General features: G+C 59.5%; 18 protein-coding genes. 13 read left to right on the forward strand and 5 right to left on the reverse strand.

The features are described 5' to 3' along the window. Position 1 precedes the first annotated feature (1 nt). From FBZ97_RS15190 to FBZ97_RS15200, 3 genes are all read left to right on the forward strand, one after another. Entirely contained in the window at positions 2-619 is a 618-nt protein-coding gene (locus FBZ97_RS15190) for a GNAT family N-acetyltransferase (RefSeq protein WP_145320361.1), read from the forward strand. Between the two features lie 104 nt (positions 620-723). Further along, positions 724-1,380 (forward strand): TetR/AcrR family transcriptional regulator, encoded by a 657-nt coding sequence (locus FBZ97_RS15195; RefSeq protein WP_145320359.1) that lies wholly within the window; start codon positions 724-726, stop codon positions 1,378-1,380. Positions 1,381-1,679: 299 nt separating this feature from the next. Next, a complete protein-coding gene (locus FBZ97_RS15200) occupies positions 1,680-2,015 on the forward strand; it encodes a DUF6105 family protein (protein ID WP_145320358.1) in 336 nt (111 codons plus the stop codon). Here the strand turns inward: FBZ97_RS15200 and ruvX are convergent. Next, on the reverse strand, positions 1,949-2,446 hold the full coding sequence (ruvX, locus tag FBZ97_RS15205) for a Holliday junction resolvase RuvX (protein WP_095434546.1): 498 nt from the start codon (positions 2,444-2,446) through the stop codon (positions 1,949-1,951). The two genes, FBZ97_RS15200 and ruvX, sit on opposite strands and share 67 nt — an antisense overlap. Before the next feature lie 117 nt (positions 2,447-2,563). Here ruvX and FBZ97_RS15210 point away from each other — a divergent pair, with 117 nt between their 5' ends. The 4 genes from FBZ97_RS15210 (at position 2,564) to FBZ97_RS15225 (ending at position 7,401) form a co-directional block, all read left to right on the forward strand. Then, a complete protein-coding gene (locus tag FBZ97_RS15210; RefSeq protein WP_145320355.1) occupies positions 2,564-3,274 on the forward strand; it encodes a metal-dependent hydrolase in 711 nt (236 codons plus the stop codon). 86 nt (positions 3,275-3,360) lie between these two features. Continuing rightward, the gene (gatC, locus tag FBZ97_RS15215) at positions 3,361-3,648 is read left to right on the forward strand and encodes an Asp-tRNA(Asn)/Glu-tRNA(Gln) amidotransferase subunit GatC (RefSeq protein WP_037194314.1); all 288 of its coding nucleotides are present in this window, start codon (positions 3,361-3,363) and stop codon (positions 3,646-3,648) included. A gap of 57 nt (positions 3,649-3,705) precedes the next feature. Beyond that, on the forward strand, positions 3,706-5,187 hold the full coding sequence (gene gatA / locus FBZ97_RS15220; protein ID WP_145320353.1) for an Asp-tRNA(Asn)/Glu-tRNA(Gln) amidotransferase subunit GatA: 1,482 nt from the start codon (positions 3,706-3,708) through the stop codon (positions 5,185-5,187). Positions 5,188-5,403: 216 nt separating this feature from the next. After that, the gene (locus FBZ97_RS15225; RefSeq protein ID WP_145320351.1) at positions 5,404-7,401 is read left to right on the forward strand and encodes a DUF4139 domain-containing protein; all 1,998 of its coding nucleotides are present in this window, start codon (positions 5,404-5,406) and stop codon (positions 7,399-7,401) included. A gap of 73 nt (positions 7,402-7,474) precedes the next feature. On the opposite strand, the gene FBZ97_RS15230 is transcribed toward FBZ97_RS15225, so the two are convergent. Next, the gene (locus FBZ97_RS15230; RefSeq protein ID WP_069614935.1) at positions 7,475-7,732 is read right to left on the reverse strand and encodes a YjhX family toxin; all 258 of its coding nucleotides are present in this window, start codon (positions 7,730-7,732) and stop codon (positions 7,475-7,477) included. A gap of 301 nt (positions 7,733-8,033) precedes the next feature. Here FBZ97_RS15230 and FBZ97_RS15235 point away from each other — a divergent pair, with 301 nt between their 5' ends. From FBZ97_RS15235 to FBZ97_RS15260, 6 genes are all read left to right on the forward strand, one after another. Beyond that, positions 8,034-8,543, forward strand: coding sequence for a GNAT family N-acetyltransferase (locus tag FBZ97_RS15235; RefSeq protein ID WP_113351550.1), 510 nt, complete (start codon positions 8,034-8,036; stop codon positions 8,541-8,543). A gap of 87 nt (positions 8,544-8,630) precedes the next feature. After that, entirely contained in the window at positions 8,631-10,136 is a 1,506-nt protein-coding gene (gene gatB / locus FBZ97_RS15240) for an Asp-tRNA(Asn)/Glu-tRNA(Gln) amidotransferase subunit GatB (RefSeq protein WP_145320349.1), read from the forward strand. Positions 10,137-10,139: 3 nt separating this feature from the next. Continuing rightward, complete coding sequence (locus FBZ97_RS15245; protein WP_145320347.1) at positions 10,140-10,643, forward strand: GNAT family N-acetyltransferase; 504 nt, start codon at positions 10,140-10,142, stop codon at positions 10,641-10,643. A gap of 20 nt (positions 10,644-10,663) precedes the next feature. After that, entirely contained in the window at positions 10,664-11,131 is a 468-nt protein-coding gene (locus FBZ97_RS15250; protein ID WP_145320345.1) for a GNAT family N-acetyltransferase, read from the forward strand. A 106-nt stretch (positions 11,132-11,237) separates the two neighbouring features. After that, a complete protein-coding gene (locus FBZ97_RS15255; protein WP_145320343.1) occupies positions 11,238-11,636 on the forward strand; it encodes an NADH:ubiquinone oxidoreductase subunit NDUFA12 in 399 nt (132 codons plus the stop codon). A gap of 103 nt (positions 11,637-11,739) precedes the next feature. Then, positions 11,740-12,180 (forward strand): DUF2155 domain-containing protein, encoded by a 441-nt coding sequence (locus FBZ97_RS15260; protein ID WP_069614929.1) that lies wholly within the window; start codon positions 11,740-11,742, stop codon positions 12,178-12,180. Positions 12,181-12,246: 66 nt separating this feature from the next. Here FBZ97_RS15260 and FBZ97_RS15265 read toward each other — a convergent pair whose 3' ends face one another. The 3 genes from FBZ97_RS15265 to aat all read right to left on the reverse strand — a co-directional run bounded on the left by FBZ97_RS15265 (position 12,247) and on the right by aat (position 14,873). Continuing rightward, positions 12,247-12,882, reverse strand: a complete 636-nt coding sequence (locus FBZ97_RS15265; protein ID WP_145320341.1) for a DUF1062 domain-containing protein — start codon at positions 12,880-12,882, stop codon at positions 12,247-12,249. A 337-nt stretch (positions 12,883-13,219) separates the two neighbouring features. Further along, a complete protein-coding gene (locus FBZ97_RS15270; RefSeq protein WP_145320339.1) occupies positions 13,220-14,179 on the reverse strand; it encodes a DUF2167 domain-containing protein in 960 nt (319 codons plus the stop codon). 49 nt (positions 14,180-14,228) lie between these two features. Then, positions 14,229-14,873 carry a leucyl/phenylalanyl-tRNA--protein transferase gene (aat, locus tag FBZ97_RS15275; protein ID WP_145320337.1) on the reverse strand — a complete coding sequence of 215 codons (645 nt, stop codon included), beginning with the start codon at positions 14,871-14,873 and terminating at the stop codon, positions 14,229-14,231.

A 14,873-nucleotide genomic window follows, 5' to 3' on the forward strand; every position in this document is an offset into this window, starting at 1 on the left:
GATGGTCTCCGTTCGAACCGTTCGGCCCGAGGATATTGATCAGCTCTACGCCATCTCGCTCCTGACCGGCGATGCCGGCAAGGATGCGACGTCGCTCTACCGCGACGGCCGGCTGATCGGACACATCTATTCCGCGCCCTATGCCAAGCTTCATCCCGAACTGGTTTTCGTTGCGGAGGATGGCGAGGGTGTTTTCGGCTATATCGCTGGCGTCTTCGATACGATCGCCTTTGGGCAGCGGCTGGAGCGCGAATGGTGGCCGCATCTGCGGCGGCTTTATGCTGATCCAGAGGGTGATCCAGCCCTTTGGAATGAGGATCAGAAACGGATATCGGCGATCCATCATCCAAAACAGGCGCCGGCGATCCTTGTCGAACGGTTCCCCGCACATATTCATATGAACCTGCTCCCACGCGCCCAGGGCAGAGGCATCGGAACAGCATTGCTGGATCGCTGGATGGCGAATGCTCGGGCGAGCGGCGTTAAAGGCGTTCATCTCGGTGCCAATAGCAGCAATCACAACGGCATCCGCTTCTGGTCGTCGCGCGGTTTTGTTCCCGTAGAACTGCCTCCAAGTCTGGCGTCCGAAACGACAGTATGGTTTGGTCAATATCTCTAATCTGTGGATTCGCGCGGTTTGACGGACAAGAGCCCCGCTGACGTCATTGTTCGAGGCGACTTGGCTTGCTATTCACCGCTCGGTGACAGATTGGAGTCGAGTCGATGTCCCCTGCAAACGCTGCCGCTAAAATCCCCCTGGAAGCGCCCATGCCTGAAAAGCGCGTGCGCAATCGCGCCGCGACGGAGCAGGCAATCCTCGATGCCGCCAAGCGGCTGCTGGCGGAGGAGGGATTCCAGAATTTCGGTATCAATGCGGTGGCCCGCGGTGCCGGCTGCGACAAGCAGCTGATTTACCGCTATTACGGCGGCTTGAATGGCCTTGTGGAGGCCATCGGCACCGATCTCGGCAGCTGGGTCACCGATCGCATCCCCGACGATACCGGCGGCATGTTCCTTTTGACCTATGGCGATCTGATGGAGCGGCTTTCGATGCTGTTCCTCGATGCTTTGCGCGCCGATCCCCTCATGCGCCGCATCGTCGCCTGGGAAGTCTCCGAGAATAGCGAGCAGGTGCGCCGCCTGTCCGAGGCTCGATCCAAGGCGCTCGCCGGCTGGATCGAGCGCATGCGCGGCTCTCTCGTGCCTCCCAAGGGCGTCGATGCTCAGGCCGTCAATGCCATGATCTTTGCGGCCATCCAGCATATCGTCCTAGCTGCGGCCGTTAGCGACCAATGCGCCGGCCTCGTCTTGAAGAACGGCAAGGATTGGGAGAAGGCGGCAACGGCCTTGAAGCGGATCGTGCGCGGCGTTTACGGCTGATGCCAGCCGTCGGGCAGGGATATCCACAGGCTCGCTTCGCCATTAACCTTAACAAATGGTTTACATTGCGCCGCAGCGGTTAACTCGTCACTGTCGGAGAACGATTAATTAACCATCAAGCGTGCAGCCATGGGGTTGAAACCCGCTAAATTAGTGTTTCTTGTTACGGCGGTGATGTTCTTTGCCGTGCTTGCACTAGATATAACGCTGCCCGCGATGGTGTTGAGCGCCATGGCGCTGTCGAACTGGCTCGTCCTTTCGGCTGGCACGACGCAATTTCAGCGTCGAAGGGGTACCGCATGAAGTGGTTGTTGATTTGCTGGGCCGGACCGGTCTCGTTTCTCGGGGCATGGTATTATCTGTCGTACTACGACATGAGCTTCGGCATCTTCATGCTGACGCGGCAGATGCATGACCTGGTCTTCGATATCTACGGCAAGATCCTCGGCATTCCACCCGAGACCATTCCGCCGCTGGTGGCGCGCGCCATCGCTTTCGACAGCTTTCTGGTCTTCGCGATCTACGGCTTTCGCCGACGGGCAGCCATCATCGGATGGTGGAAGCACCGTCAGGAGGCGTCCGAATCGGGCAAGGCGGCCCTGCCGAGCGCCGATAGCCTGTCCAAGGCTCCCTGAAGAATGAAGCTTGCCGCCGCCGAGTCGATGCGCTCGGCGCGCTTGGCCCGCGAGACGTCCATTTCCAGCAGCGCCCGCTCGGCCGCCACGGTCGAAAGCCGCTCGTCCCAGAAGACGAAGGGAAGGGCGGTCTTTTCCGACATGCTGCGCACGAAGGCGCGCGTTGCCTGCACGCGCGGTCCGGCAGAGCCATCCATGTTCATCGGGAGCCCTATGACGAAAGCTGCGACCTTTTCCTTCTCGGCGAAGGCGAGCAATGTTTCGGCATCCTGGGTGAATTTCACGCGCTTGATGACGGGGCGGGGCGTGGCGAAACGCCGCCCGAGATCCGACATGGCCAATCCAATCGTCTTTGTGCCGAGATCGAGACCGGCAATCGGCTGACCGGGCAGGAGCATCACGGCTAGATCTTCGATGGTCAGCGTCGTCATCAGGGTACTGCTCCTGTCAAAACAAATTGAAGTCCTAACCGCTTTTCTTTGTTGCGGTTTGAGATATCTCCTAGACACCAGCCTGACATTTCAAATCAAGTCATAAGGAGAAATCCAATGAAGATCACCTGGCTCGGCCACTCCGCTTTTCGCATTGAAACGGCGACGGCAAAAATACTGATCGATCCATTTCTGTCTTACAATTCTTCCTTTGCGGCCGCCGGTCTCAACATCAAGGAGGTTGCTCAGGGCGTGACTCATATCCTGCTGACACACGGCCATGGCGACCATGTCGGTGACACGGTTCAGATCGCCAAAGATACTGGCGCCGTCGTTCTCGCCAATGCCGATCTCGCCTCCTGGCTCGGCACCAAGGGCGTCGAGAAGCTGGAAATGGGCAATACTGGCGGCACCGTCGGCCTCGGCGGCTTCTCGGCCACCTTTACCAATGCGCTGCATTCCTCCGCCCAGATCACCGAGGACGGCGTTTCCCATGCGCTCGGCAATCCGAATGGCCTGATGCTGCATTTCGATGACGAGCCGACGCTGTTCCATATGGGTGATACGGATATCTTCTCGGATATGGCGCTGATCAATGAACTGCATCAGCCCGATATCGGCATCCTGCCGATCGGCGACCGCTTCACCATGGGCGGTGCGGTGGCGGCACTCGCCTGCCAGCGCTTCTTCAACTTCAAGACCGCCATTCCCTGCCACTACGGCACGTTCCCCATCATCGACCAGACGCCGGAAAAGTTCATCGCCGGCATGGAAGGCTCGAAGACGGCGGTTGCCGCGCCGAAGGTGGGCGAGAGCGTTTCTGCCTGACGATACCCGTTGCGTATGGCGGGCATGGCCTTTATAGCGTGAAGCAAATTCACTTTAGTGGATAAGTCACCTATCCGGAGAATGCCATGTCCGTCGATCTCGCCACTGTCAAACGCGTCGCCCATCTTGCCCGCATCGCCGTCAATGAAGACGAAGCGCAGCGGATGATGGGTGAGCTTAACGGCATTCTTGGCTTCGTCGAGCAGCTCTCCGAAGTGAATGTCGATGGCGTCGAAGCCATGACCTCGGTAACCCCGATGGCGATGAAGAAGCGCGCCGACGAAGTAACGGACGGCAACAAGGCTGCCGACATCGTCGCCAATGCGCCGAATACCGATCAGAATTTCTTCCTGGTGCCCAAAGTCGTCGAATAACGGTTCCTTCGAGCCTTTCCGACCCGTTGCCCAATTCCAGATCTGAAGCGAAACAAAATGAGCGAACTGACCAGCCTGACCATTGCCGAAGCCCGCGACAAGCTGCGCGCCAAGGAGATTACCGCCACCGAACTGACCGAGGCCTATATCTCGGCGATCGAGGCTGCCAATGCTCAGCTCAATGCCTATGTGAAGGTGACGCCTCAAAAGGCGCTGACAATGGCCAAGGTGTCGGACGCTCGCCTTGCGGAAGGCAAAGCCGGCCCGCTCGAAGGCATTCCGCTTGGCATCAAGGACCTGTTCGGCACAGAAGGCATTCATACGCAGGCCTGCAGCCACATCCTGGACGGTTTCGAGCCGCACTATGAATCGACCGTCACGCAGAATCTCTGGAACGACGGCGCCGTCATGCTGGGCAAGCTCAACATGGACGAGTTCGCCATGGGCTCCTCCAACGAGAGCTCCTACTACGGCCCGGTGATCAACCCCTGGCGCGCCAAGGGTTCGAACCAGCAGCTCGTTCCTGGCGGCTCGTCGGGCGGTTCAGCCGCTGCCGTCGCCGCCCATCTCTGCGCCGGCGCAACGGCCACGGATACGGGTGGCTCCATTCGCCAGCCCGCGGCCTTCACTGGTACCGTCGGCATCAAGCCGACCTATGGCCGCTGCTCGCGCTGGGGCATCGTCGCCTTCGCCTCGTCGCTCGACCAGGCCGGCCCGATCGCCCGCGACGTGCGCGATGCCGCCATCCTGCTGAAGTCGATGGCAAGCGTCGATGCCAAGGACACGACCTCGGTCGACCTGCCGGTGCCGGACTACGAAGCCTCGCTCGGCCAGTCGCTGAAGGGTATGAAGATCGGCATCCCAAATGAATACCGTGTCGATGGCATGCCGGAAGAGATCGAGACGCTCTGGCAGCAGGGTATCGCCTGGCTGAAGGATGCTGGCGCCGAGATCGTCAACATCTCGCTGCCGCACACCAAATACGCGCTGCCGGCCTATTACATCGTCGCGCCCGCCGAGGCCTCTTCGAACCTTGCCCGCTACGACGGCGTTCGCTACGGCCTGCGCGTCGACGGCAAGGATATCATCGACATGTACGAGAAGACGCGCGCTGCCGGCTTCGGCCAGGAAGTGAAACGCCGCATCATGATCGGCACCTATGTTCTCTCGGCCGGCTACTACGACGCCTATTACCTGCGCGCCCAGAAGGTGCGCACGCTGATCAAGCGCGATTTCGAACTGGCCTTCAACGCCGGCGTCGATGCGATCCTGACGCCCGCCACCCCATCCTCGGCCTTCGGTATTGCCGACGAAGACCTCGCTTCCGATCCGGTAAAGATGTACCTGAACGACATCTTTACGGTGACGGTCAACATGGCCGGTCTCCCGGGCATCGCCGTCCCTGCCGGCCTCGACCCGAAGGGCCTGCCGCTCGGCCTGCAGCTCATCGGCAAGCCATTCGAAGAAGAAACCCTCTTCAAGACCGCCCACGTCATCGAACAGGCCGCCGGCAAGTTCACGCCGGCGAAGTGGTGGTAAGCACCACAAGGAGACGAACGGCTTGATGACCAATCTCGTCAAGCTTCGCGACATCTGACGCCGCTTATCGGAAGGGCCGTCCGGAAATCCGGGCGGCCCTTTTTGCACATGCCAATATTCCGCCCGCGCTCCATCACACTTTGGACCGAAATACGATCATAAATTGCAGCAGGCCGCGTGGTCTCGTCCTCTGCAACCGAATCGGAAGGTCTCTTCATGCTCAAGCAAGTCACGGCGATCCTGCTCCTCAGCGTGTCATGCCCAGCGATCCTGCTGGCGGCCGATAATGGGGCCATTCGATCCATCACCCTGTCGTCGGGCGGCCTGGCCCAGGTGTCTCGATCGGCCGATATCAGCAGCAACGGCGTGATCCGGATCGAGGTTCCCCTTGATCAGATCGATGACATCCTGAAGAGCCTTGTGGTCAACGGGTCCGCAGGTTCAGTGGCAGGCATGACGCTGGCGGGGCCGCAGCCATTGCAGGAGACGTTCAAGGGCCTGCCGTTCAGTCTGGAAGCGCTCTCCTCGGTGCCGTCGCTTCTGACATCGATGCAGGGCGCCAAAGTTTCGGTCACCAGCGGCGGAAAGACCGTCGAGGGAAGCATTCTGGGAATCGAGCAGAGGAAGGCGGAGGAGAAGACGACGGTTTATCTGCTGACTGTCATCGATAGGGATGGCGCGGTGGAGACGCTGGCGCTTGGTGAAGATGCCTCCGTCGGGTTTGATGACCCCGACGTAAGAGCAAAGCTCGCCCAGGCGGCCGCAGCCATCGCCCGCGGCAAGAACGACCGCACCCGCACCATCGATATCAAGGTGAATGGTGTAAAGGACAGCGGCGATATCGGCCTCACCTATGTCGTCCCGTCGCCGATCTGGAAAACGGCTTATAAGGTCGTGATCGACGAAAAGAACAAGGCGCGCCTGCAGGCATGGACGGTGCTGGAAAATGCCAGCGGCGAGGACTGGAAGGGCATCAAGCTGACGCTGACCTCTGCGGAGCCGGTGACGCTGAAACAGGGTCTGCACCAGCTCTACTGGAAAGAGCGGCAGGAAGTGCCTGTCAACACTGCGTCCAACAGTGGCCCTGATCCCGATAGCGGCGATCTGTCCAACAGGCAGCGTCTCGCTTCGAATGCCGAGGAACGAGCCGCGCCCGCACCTGCCAAGGCGATGATGGGTGGCGTCAGCAGAAAGGCATACGCGGCTGACGAGCTGGAAGGTTCGGTCGCGCCGATGCAGATTGCCGCGTCCAATCCCGCCAGCGCGACCGAGAGCGATATCTCGGCCACTTTCGAGCTTCCGGGGACCTACGATCTGGCCAATGGCGATACCTTGTCGGTGCCGATCATGGATGCAGAAGTGGAGGCCGACATGGTGGATATGTATCGAGCCGGCAGCAGCCTGCGCAATCCCATCGCCGCGGTAATGCTGAAGAATGCCACCGGCGTCAGCCTGCCGGCGGGAATCCTGACGCTTTACAACGGCAAAACCGGCTATATCGGCGATTCTCAGCTATCGGCATTACCCAAGGACGACACGCGCCTCGCCAGTTTCGCGACCGATCGCAAGGTAACGATCAGCGAGCAGCAAACGCCGACGGAGGAGATCGCCTCGCTGAAGGTTGCCGACGGCGTGATGAACGCTACCGTCAAATATCGCCAGACGACGACATACACCGTATCAGGCGCGCTGGACGGCGAACGGACTGTTGTCATCGAGCACCCCATCCGGGACGGCTGGTCATTTTCTTCGACCGAAAGCTTCGGCAAGACGGCAACGCACCAGCGGCTCAAGGCGGTGGTACCAGCTGGGGCGGAAAAAGTACTGACGGCAGTCGACGAGCAGCTTCAGAGCAACAGCTACGCCTTGGTCGATACCGATCCGGACATGCTGCTCGGCTGGTCGGCCTCGACCCATGACAAGGAACTGACGGACAAGCTTACAAATCTCGCCGACGCCCGTAAAAGGCAGGTCGCGATCCAGAACGAACTGGCGAGCCTCGATAGCGAAATCGAAAAAACCGTCAACGAGCAGGAGCGGATAAGGCGCAATCTCAGCGCCGTGCCCGACAACAGCGATCTGAAGAAGCGCTATTTGAAGGCCTTAGCGGATAGCGAGGATCAAATCGCCGCCATGAACGAAAGGCGCGATACGGTGCAGCAGGAAAGCGATCGCCGCGGCGACCATGTGACTGACATCATCAGGACATTTTGATCGCTATCGGAGCGTCTTGCCCGAGCCGCATCGGCAGATGAGAGCCACCCACCGGGCGGCTCTCATGCTTTCGCTATCTGTTATCCAGCTGTGCCCTTACCAGCTTCAGTCCCTTTTCCGTAATCCGGTAGGGTTGGCCGTCCGTAGACCGGATGGCCTTCAGACGCCTGAGCCTGCGAAAGAGCTCAATACCGAAATCGGGATAGACCCAGCCGTCCCGCGTGAAGCAGTAAACGGTATCGATCTTCTTCTTTTCGGTGCGTTCGAGTTCAATGCGCCCGCCCTGAGCGAGCAGGTGGAGAATGCGCTGTTCCGCGCGTGAAATATCCATTGGAGTCAGAATCCGTAATGCGCCATAGGGCGCGACAAAACGATCCGAAGCTTCCCTCAAGGGAAGTCGGGGCTTCGTTTTTCAGGCCCGGCACGCAAGAGAACCTGCGAGCGAGGCCTTTACCGGCACTGACAAAAGGTGGACATCAAAACTCCATTGATGCGCCTCTCTAAAACAGGTTGCGCTCCGCAGTCAAGCTTCAACCCGTCTTTGCCTTTTACCACTAGCTAAAATGATTGAGTCTCTCCGCTGGCAAAAGCCTTTCGCGGGTGCTTTACTGTCTCCAAATGGCGGGGGCCCGATGATCCACATTCGCAATGCCCATGAAGGTGAAACTGCGGTATTGGCGAGCATTGGCTTGCGCTCCTGGCAAAGGGCGATGGGCGCGATCGGTGGCACGGGCGAGCTGCTGGAAAGTGCAAGCGAAGCCTTTACCAATTTCACCCGCAATCTCTGGCTGACGATCACGGTCATCGAGCTGAACGGCGAGGCTGTGGGATGGGCGGCGCGCGAGGCGCTGGACGAAGCGATTTCCGATTTCTGGATCGATCCGGATTTCGTCAGACGCGGCCTCGGCTCGGCACTTTTGGCGCGGATCGAAGCGGATGTGCGCGGGCAGGGGCTGGAGAAGGTTTCGCTGCAGAGCCATGCGGGCAATACCGATGCCATCGCCTTCTTCAGGGCGCGCGGCTATGAGATCCGCTGGCTGTCGATCGTCTATTCCCCCAAGCTCGACAGCGATGTTCCCACAGTCGGGCTTTCGAAATCGCTGGTCGATGAAAGCGATGGCGCCTATGCCCCGGGCATATAGCACGCAGCCGATGCCGAAAGCCTTGCGCCGCCTCGCCAATTGCTCTACCTCACCAAAGCAGAAAACAGCATTATACAAGAGCTTCCCATGACCATTGTCGACGTCCGTACGCCAGATCCGAAACGCCTCATTCCCGGTGCCACGGGTGATTGGGAAGTCGTTATCGGGATGGAAGTCCACGCCCAGGTACTGAGCAAGTCCAAGCTCTTCTCCGGCGCCTCGACGGCGTTCGGCAATCCTCAGAATTCCAACGTGTCGCTCGTCGATGCAGCCATGCCCGGCATGCTGCCTGTCATCAACGAAGAATGCGTGAAACAAGCCGTGCGCACCGGTCTCGGCCTGAAGGCCAAGATCAATAAGCGCTCGATCTTCGACCGCAAGAACTATTTCTATCCCGACCTGCCGCAGGGCTATCAGATCTCGCAGTTCAAGGATCCGATCGTCGGCGAGGGCAAGATCGTCATCTCGCTCGGTCCGGACCGTCAGGGCCAGTTCGAGGATATCGAGATCGGCATCGAGCGCCTGCATCTGGAACAGGATGCCGGCAAGTCGATGCACGACCAGCACGCCACCATGTCCTATGTCGATCTGAACCGCTCCGGCGTCGCGCTGATGGAAATCGTCTCCAAGCCGGATATCCGCTCCGCCGACGAGGCGAAGGCCTATATGACGAAGCTGCGCTCGATCGTGCGCTATCTCGGCACCTGCGACGGCAATATGGACGAAGGCTCCATGCGCGCCGACGTCAACGTTTCCGTTCGCCGTCCCGGCGGCGAATTCGGCACGCGCTGCGAAATCAAGAACGTCAACTCCATCCGCTTCATTGGTCAGGCGATCGAATATGAAGCACGCCGCCAGATCGGCATTTTGGAAGACGGCGGTACGATCGATCAGGAAACCCGCCTGTTCGATCCGAACAAGGGCGAGACGCGGTCTCTGCGCACGAAGGAAGATGCGCATGATTACCGCTATTTCCCCGATCCGGATCTGCTGCCGCTTGAGTTCGACGATGCCTTCGTCGCGGAGCTTGCCGAGCATCTGCCTGAGCTGCCCGACGATAAGAAGGAGCGTTTCGTCCGCGAACTCGGCCTCTCGGTCTACGACGCCTCCGTGCTCGTCTCGGAAAAGGCGATTGCCGATTATTTCGAAGCAGTTGCCGCCGGCCGCGACGGCAAGATGGCGGCAAACTGGGTTATCAACGACTTGCTGGGCGCTCTGAACAGAACCGGCAAAGATATTGAAGAGACTCCGGTTTCGCCCGCCCAGCTCGGCGCGATCATCGACCTCATCAAGGCCGAAACCATCTCCGGCAAGATCGCCAAGGATCTGTTCGAAATCGTGCTCAATGAGGGCGGCGATCCCGCGGAGATTGTCGAGGCGCGCGGCATGAAGCAGGTCACCGACACCGGCGCGATCGAAAAGGCCGTCGACGAGATCATCGCCGCCAATCCGGATCAGGTCGCCAAGGTCAAGGCCAAGCCGACGCTTGCAGGCTGGTTCGTCGGCCAGGTGATGAAGTCGACTGGCGGCAAGGCCAACCCGCAGGCGGTGCAGGCGCTGGTCAAGGCCAAGCTCGGCATCGAAGAGGAATAAGCGGTGTTCTTCGTCCGCACCGCCAGCGAGCAGGACCTGGAAAAGGTCCGCGCTCTGCTCGGCGAAACCTGGCATGCGACCTATGACCGGATCTACGGGCCGGAGAAGGTCAGCGAGCTGCACGCCTCCTGGCATTCGCTTGCCTCGCTGAAGGCGCGGCTGGCGAACAAGAATTCCGAATTCCTGGTGGCCGACGACGGCAGGACGATCGGCGGCATGGGCTATGCGGCCATGTCCAAGGAGATGACGAAAACCGTCATGCTCCACATGCTTTATGTCAGCCCCAGGCATCAGCGCGAGGGTATCGGCCGCGATATTTTCGCTGAGCTGGAGACCTGCTTCCCAGATGCGGAGATCATGCGCCTCGAGGTCGATCCGCAGAACGCGCCTGCGATCGCCTTTTACCAGGCCCACGGCTTTGTCGAGGTTGGCCGCACGGAAAACTGCGGCAACGGGCAGTCGGGCATTCCGGCGCTGATATTCGAGAAGCCGCTGGCGGGCCACTGAAAGAATAGGCGAGATCATTCATGGAAGCCGGCCGCCTGCTAATCCGCGAAGCGAAAGAGTCCGACCTTCATGCCCTGATCGCGCTCTTCGCCGCCGACACCATGGGCGGTCATGGCGATACCGCCGAGCCTTCGGCCTACGATGATTATGCCAATGCTTTTCGCGTGATTGCCGCATCGTCGAACCAGATGCTTTACGCCGCTGAGTTTGCCGGCGAGGTCGTCGGCACCTTTCAGACAATTGTCGTCACCTCGCTGCACGGTCGGGGATCGTCCGTGATGATCATCGAGTCCGTCCAGACGCGTGGCGACATGCGCGGGCAGGGGATCGGGGCGGCGATGATCAACTTCTGCATCGAGGAGGCGAAACGCCGCGGCATGCGGATGGTACAGCTGACCTCGAATGCGGTTCGCAAGGATGCACATCGCTTCTATGAAAGACTCGGTTTCAAGCCGACGCATCTGGGCTTCAAGATGACATTGAAATGAAGCCGTTTGCCTGCTGGAATCACTGGACAAGCAGGATCAGGGGCGGCATAAGCAAACTATCGAATTCTGGTATCGCTCGCCGCTTAGCGGGTATCGAGGAAAAGACATGTGGAATTTCATCGTACAGACCTTCACCTGGTGGAACAGTCAGACCATGGGGACGCGCTTCGCGACTTGGCGGTTTGGCAAGCGTGTCGGCGAGGATGAGTTCGGCAATGTCTATTACGAAGGCGGCACGTCCTCTTACGGCCTTCCAAAGCGCTGGGTGATCTACAAGGGCTATACCGAAGCCTCCGCCATTCCTCCGGGCTGGCACGGCTGGATGCATCACCGCACCGACGTTCCGCCGACCAAGGAAAACTATGTCGCCAAGGACTGGCAGAAGGAGCATCGCGCTAATCCCACAGGCTCGCCGCAGGCTTACCGCCCGCCGGGCTCTCTCGCCGTTGCCGGCGAGCGTCCGCGCGTGACCGGCGACTACGACGCCTGGACCCCGGGCAACTGAGCGCGGCAGCCGGCTCGTCCTTTGGCCACAATTGGGCTTTAGGCGCGACATATGCCGGCGCGAGCTCGGCGCCTTGACCGAGACCAAGCGGAGACTGGCGGATATGATGTTTTTCACGCGGAGCGCTTCTTTGCGTGCGGTGGCTGCAGCGGGAATCACCCTCTTCGCCGGCATCATGGCAGCCCCTACTGCCGAGGCTGCCCGCATATCGAATCCAGTTGCGGTCTTCTCGGGCCTCGACAAGATCACCGGCCGCATCACCACCTTCGATGTTTATGTCAACGAAACCGTGCAGTTCGGTGCATTGCAGGTGACGCCGCGCGCCTGCTATTCGCGAGACGATACAGAGCAACAGAAGGTGGACGGTTTCGTCGAGGTGGACGAGATCACTCTCGATCGCCGTATCCGCCGCATCTTCACCGGCTGGATGTTCGCCGACAGCCCCGGCCTCAACGCCGTCGAGCATCCGATCTATGACGTCTGGCTGAAAGAGTGCAAGCAGAAGTCCGACGTTCCGGCGCCGGATACTGCCGGCGCGAAGTAGTCGGTTTCGAGACATTCACAGCAGGATTATGCAGCCCGCAGAAGCCTTTCTCCTGCGGGCATAGTTTCATTCTCGCTCGGTATTTGCCGCCGCTTCACCTATCGCCAGACGATCGGCCACCTCCGACAAGTCGAGTACGATCCGCACGCCGTCTTTGATCTTGTGCCGCAACAAGTCGTTGCGGTCCGGATAGGCTTTCAATTTGCCTCGATCACGAAGGCCCTGAAGCCGCGAGCGCGAGATTGCCAACTCCGATGCAAGCAGCCGATCAAGGCGCAGGTTTATCGGGAATTGGGCTGATATCCCGATATCAAGCAAAGTCCAGCCGCTTGCCACACCTATAGCCTCTTTCAGGATGGAGACATCGGGCGGCTCCTCGATACGTTTGGCTTTCCGCCTCAGCGCGTCGAGATCGAATTCCTGCGCGCGTACCCAGTCCGGATCGCTGCGCTGCAGCGCCTCGAGCGTGGAAGGGGCGAGGTCGTGAACGGTCCGGCGCTCGAAGAGCGTTCGGTTCCATGTCTTGTCGCAATCGCTGCACTTATAGACAAGCCAGGCATCGAGCCGCTTGCCATTGGCGTTGAGCCTGATCTTGCCGCTCGATCTGAAGGGTTTTGGAGATCCGCAGCCGCTGCAGGCGATCCATGGTTGAGGCGATGTTTTAGGCGTAAGGGTCCAACGGACCTGAAGAATATTGCACATACCGTCTTGGTCTTCCGTCTGGAAGTCCACCAAGCTGGCGGTGAGACAAGCCCCTCAGGGCGCGGTACGGCGATATTGCGGGACGGCTGAAGAGCTGAGACAGCGGTGGCTGCATTAGGCGCGTTTTGACAATGCCAAACCGGTCTCAGGCCATCACCCGATGGACATGAATATGCGTCGGACGGCATTGAACCGTCCCGATGCACTGGGTGATTTGGATGAGACCGGTATTTACGACGGCAAAGTGGAACCTCTATGCACCAACGCTCTTCGCTTGCAGGGATAGCAGACCACAATCAGGATTTGAAGCGGTAAAAAACTTCAGGCGTGGATTGCTTCAGGCGTCACTATTTCCTTTGCGGCGGAACAGACTCAGGATCTTGCGGCCGGCCGCTACGGCACCCGCCAGCACAACGATGAGGCCTTTCTTCAATGCCAGAAGTGCGACGCCAAAACTCTTGAAGAAGCCGAGAACGACTGCAAGCAGGCCAAGCTTTGCCGCAACCTTTACGCCCGCACCGGCAGCGATCATGCCCGCCATACTATAGGCGGCGATCTTGTCGCCATTGGTGAAATCGGCATAGCGCTTGCCGCTATCATATTGCACGGTGTTGATGACGTTGGGGATAGCGGCGTTGATTTCCTGCAGCTGATCCAGTCCGGCGACGAAATCGAGCTCGGTGACGCCCTCGCGTCCCAGCACGCGCACGGAATAGTTCAGCGTGTGACCGGCATTGGGATCCTTGCCGAAAATCAGATCGCGCGCCCAGTGGAGGGCATGGGTCGCCTTATCGTAATGTGGCGGTTCTGCCCAGCCGACCAGTGTGATAGGGTCGAAGCCCTGCTGTTCGCGTTCGGGATTCGCTTCCTTGATGGCGTCCTGGATCTTCTTCAAAAGATCGTCGTAATCGGTCGATGCTGCATCCTCATCGGAGACATAGCCGCTGCCGTCATAGTCGATGACGGAACCCCAGGAATGTGGGTCGGTCGGCGGATATTTGGCCGGGAAGATCATGCCGAGCGGATTACCCACCGAACTTTCCGGATTGCCCCAGAGCTCGACCAGCACCTTCTTCGAATCCTGCGGATTGAGATAGTAGAACTGGTCAGAGACAGTCAGTGTGGCATTGGCGGTGGGGATCTTGATCGCGCCCTGCTGGAAATCCAGCGTTTTAAGCACGGCGCCTTCGTCGCCTACCGGCGGCTCGACTCCGAACATGTCGTGGAATGATTTGGCGTTGGTCTGCGTCGCGATGGTCAGCGCGGCGAGAAATGCAATTGCAATATGATTCTTCACGATTCTACCCTCGGCTGTTGTGCCGAACTTAGGGCAGTCCGTTTCGTAATCAATTCATTTCGGGCAGATTTCCACCATCGGAGAAGCTGAGATTGGGCGATTCCATCGCTTTCTCCAGCATCTTGGCATAGGCATCCTTAGGCACGTCGATGGCGCCGAATGTCTTCAGGTGCTCGGTGGTGAATTGCGTGTCGAGCAGGGTGAAGCCGCGTTCGCGCAGGCGCTCCACCAGATAGACGAGACAGATCTTGGAGGCGTCCGTGCGACGGGAAAACATGCTTTCGCCAAAGAACGCCGACCCTAGCGAAACGCCATAGAGCCCGCCAACCAGCCGGTCGCCGTCCCAGGCTTCGACAGAATGAGCATGGCCGATATGATGCAGGGCGGCATAAAGCGTGCGGATCGTATCGTTGATCCAGGTGCTGGGGCGATCGCTCGTCTCTTCAGCGCAGGCGGCGATGACCGCTTCGAAATCCGTGTCGAAGCGAATATCGAAGGGGTGTTGACGGATCTTCTTGGCGAGGCTCTTGGAGACGTGAAACGTATCCAAAGGGATGATGCCTCGCAATTCCGGCTCGACCCAGAAGATCTCCGGATCGTCTGCCGATTCAGCCATCGGAAAAAGCCCGATGGAATAGGCGCGCAGCAAAATCTCCGGGGTAATGCCGGGACGTTTGCCGCGCGCTCCGGGCAC

This window comes from Rhizobium sp. ERR 942 (assembly GCF_007828395.1).
Taxonomy (GTDB): domain Bacteria; phylum Pseudomonadota; class Alphaproteobacteria; order Rhizobiales; family Rhizobiaceae; genus Rhizobium; species Rhizobium dioscoreae.

Excerpts from the sequence above, each read along its gene's own strand:
- gatC (WP_037194314.1), top strand. The coding sequence starts at position 3,361 with ATGTCCGTCGATCTCGCCACTGTCAAACGCGTCGCCCATCTTGCCCGC.
- FBZ97_RS15210 (WP_145320355.1), top strand. The coding sequence starts at position 2,564 with ATGAAGATCACCTGGCTCGGCCACTCCGCTTTTCGCATTGAAACGGCG.
- gatB (WP_145320349.1), top strand. The coding sequence starts at position 8,631 with ATGACCATTGTCGACGTCCGTACGCCAGATCCGAAACGCCTCATTCCC.
- FBZ97_RS15235 (WP_113351550.1), top strand. The coding sequence starts at position 8,034 with ATGATCCACATTCGCAATGCCCATGAAGGTGAAACTGCGGTATTGGCG.
- FBZ97_RS15250 (WP_145320345.1), top strand. The coding sequence starts at position 10,664 with ATGGAAGCCGGCCGCCTGCTAATCCGCGAAGCGAAAGAGTCCGACCTT.
- FBZ97_RS15230 (WP_069614935.1), bottom strand. The coding sequence starts at position 7,732 with ATGGATATTTCACGCGCGGAACAGCGCATTCTCCACCTGCTCGCTCAG.
- gatA (WP_145320353.1), top strand. The coding sequence starts at position 3,706 with ATGAGCGAACTGACCAGCCTGACCATTGCCGAAGCCCGCGACAAGCTG.
- FBZ97_RS15265 (WP_145320341.1), bottom strand. The coding sequence starts at position 12,882 with ATGTGCAATATTCTTCAGGTCCGTTGGACCCTTACGCCTAAAACATCG.
- ruvX (WP_095434546.1), bottom strand. The coding sequence starts at position 2,446 with ATGACGACGCTGACCATCGAAGATCTAGCCGTGATGCTCCTGCCCGGT.
- FBZ97_RS15225 (WP_145320351.1), top strand. The coding sequence starts at position 5,404 with ATGCTCAAGCAAGTCACGGCGATCCTGCTCCTCAGCGTGTCATGCCCA.
- FBZ97_RS15195 (WP_145320359.1), top strand. The coding sequence starts at position 724 with ATGTCCCCTGCAAACGCTGCCGCTAAAATCCCCCTGGAAGCGCCCATG.
- FBZ97_RS15255 (WP_145320343.1), top strand. The coding sequence starts at position 11,238 with ATGTGGAATTTCATCGTACAGACCTTCACCTGGTGGAACAGTCAGACC.
- FBZ97_RS15200 (WP_145320358.1), top strand. The coding sequence starts at position 1,680 with ATGAAGTGGTTGTTGATTTGCTGGGCCGGACCGGTCTCGTTTCTCGGG.
- FBZ97_RS15260 (WP_069614929.1), top strand. The coding sequence starts at position 11,740 with ATGATGTTTTTCACGCGGAGCGCTTCTTTGCGTGCGGTGGCTGCAGCG.
- FBZ97_RS15190 (WP_145320361.1), top strand. The coding sequence starts at position 2 with ATGGTCTCCGTTCGAACCGTTCGGCCCGAGGATATTGATCAGCTCTAC.